The sequence below is a fragment of the Bacteroidota bacterium genome (assembly GCA_034723125.1).
In the GTDB taxonomy this organism is placed as follows: Bacteria; Bacteroidota; Bacteroidia; order CAILMK01; family JAAYUY01; genus JAYEOP01.
Genome location: JAYEOP010000423.1, coordinates 1 through 2,163, shown reverse-complemented (window position 1 = coordinate 2,163; position 2,163 = coordinate 1). Strand labels below are relative to the sequence as shown.

The 2,163-nt window shown below is 34.0% G+C and carries 1 protein-coding gene; it reads right to left on the bottom strand.

All coding sequences use genetic code 11. The annotated features are described in order from the left end of the window. Positions 1-11 precede the first annotated feature (11 nt). Positions 12-2,018: a urocanate hydratase gene (locus U9R42_11360; GenBank protein ID MEA3496623.1), complete on the bottom strand. Its 2,007-nt coding sequence runs from the start codon at positions 2,016-2,018 to the stop codon at positions 12-14. Positions 2,019-2,163: the final 145 nt, after the last annotated feature.

The window sequence follows — 2,163 nt, the reverse complement described above, 5'->3', positions numbered from 1 at the left end:
TTAAAAGTTCTCTAAAACAACTTTTCAATTATTTCATCATCTGCAATATTGGGGATTGTAACTATCAATTCAGGATTTTCTTTCATTGCTCTTTTTGCCGTAAAGATGGCTCCTTCATTCCTTGCCCAACTTCTCCTAGAGATACCATTATTAACATCCCAATAAAGCATTGACTTGAGCCTTCTGTCAGCGTCTTCGGTGCCATCAAGCAACATTCCGAAGCCACCATTAATAACTTCTCCCCAGCCTACACCACCGCCATTATGAATTGAAACCCAAGTAGCTCCACGGAAAGAATCTCCTATTACATTCTGAATTGCCATATCGGCTGTAAATTGTGAACCGTCATAAATGTTGGATGTTTCCCTAAAAGGTGAATCTGTTCCTGAAACATCATGATGGTCGCGACCCAAAACAACGGGTGCAGAAATTCTACCTTCCTTAATTGCATTATTAAAAGCTTCGGCAATTTTTATCCTTCCTTTTTCGTCAGCGTAAAGAATACGAGCTTGCGAGCCAACAACCAATTTATTTTCTTCGGCAGCTTTTATCCATCTTAGGTTATCATTGATTTGTTGTTTTATCTCTTGGGGAGCAGTCTTTTCCATTTCCTCTAATATTTCTGCAGCTATGCGATCTGTTTCCACAAGATCTTTATGCTTTGAAGAAGTACAAACCCACCTGAAAGGTCCAAAACCATAATCAAAACATAAGGGTCCCATAATATCTTGAACATAAGATGGATATTTGAATGATTTATCCTCTTTAAAAATGTTTGCATTAGCTCTACCTGATTCAAGTAAAAAAGCATTGCCATAATCAAAGAAATACATTCCTTTTTTTGCAAGTTTATTTATAACTTCTACTTGCCTTCTTAATGATTCATAAACTATCGTTTCAAATTTTTCAGGCTCTTCACTCATCATTTTATTTGATTCTTCAAAACTTAATCCTGCAGGATAATAACCACCCGAAAAAGGAATATGAAGTGATGTTTGATCAGAACCAAGTTCTACAAAAATATCTTCTGCTTCAAGTTTTTCCCACAAATCAACAATATTTCCTTGATAAGCAATAGAAACAGCCTCTTTTTTTTCTTTAGCTTTTTTAATTCTTTCTATTAGTTCATTAAGGTCTGAATATTTTTCATTTACCCATCCTTGTGAATATCTTTTTTCAACAACATCAGGATTTATTTCTGCAATTACTCCAATTGCTCCTGCAATAACAGATGCTTTTGCCTGTGCTCCTGACATACCTCCTAATCCTGAGGTAACAAATAATTTACCTCCTAGTGTTTCATTTTCTTTTTGTATTAATCTTCCTGCGTTTAAGAGTGTTATGGTTGTTCCGTGAACTATTCCCTGAGGTCCGATATACATAAAAGAACCTGCGGTCATTTGTCCGTATTGAGAAACACCAACTGCGTTAAATTTATTCCAATGCTCAGGTTTTGAATAATTTGGAATAGTCATTCCGTTTGAGACGATAACTCGTGGAGCGTCTTTGTGTGAAGGAAAAATTCCCATTGGATGACCTGAATAAAGTACCAATGATTGCTCATTTGTCATTGTTGCAAGATATTTCATTGTAAGTAAATACTGTGCCCAATTTTGAAAAACAGAACCGTTTCCTCCATAAGTAATAAGCTCGTTTGGATGCTGAGCAATAGCATTATCAAGATTATTTGAAAGCATCAACATTATTGCGGCTGCCTGCTTTGATTTATGAGGAAAGTCTTCAATACTTCTTGCTGAAATTTCGTATTGAGGGCGATAACGATACATGTAAATCCTTCCATACTTTTTTAATTCATCAGCAAATTCAGGGGCAAGGATATGATGATGCTTTTTATCAAAATATCTTAAAGCATTCTTTACCGCAAGTTTTTTTTCATCTTTATTTAAAACATCAGTTCTTTTTGGTGCATGACTAACATCTCTATTTATTCCTAAATGTTCGGGTAATTCATTTGGTATTCCAACTAATATTGCTTCTTTAAATTTATTTGTATTCATTATTTCTTTTGATTTTTTTTGAGATTTCTAATAATTACTTTTTTTATTCACTAAAGTTGTTATTATTTCAAATGTGTTCATGATATGCTTCACAATTCAAGAAACGAAGATAATGAATTATATGCAAGCTACAAAAATCTTAATA

Excerpts from the sequence above, each read along its gene's own strand:
- U9R42_11360 (MEA3496623.1), bottom strand. The coding sequence starts at position 2,018 with ATGAATACAAATAAATTTAAAGAAGCAATATTAGTTGGAATACCAAAT.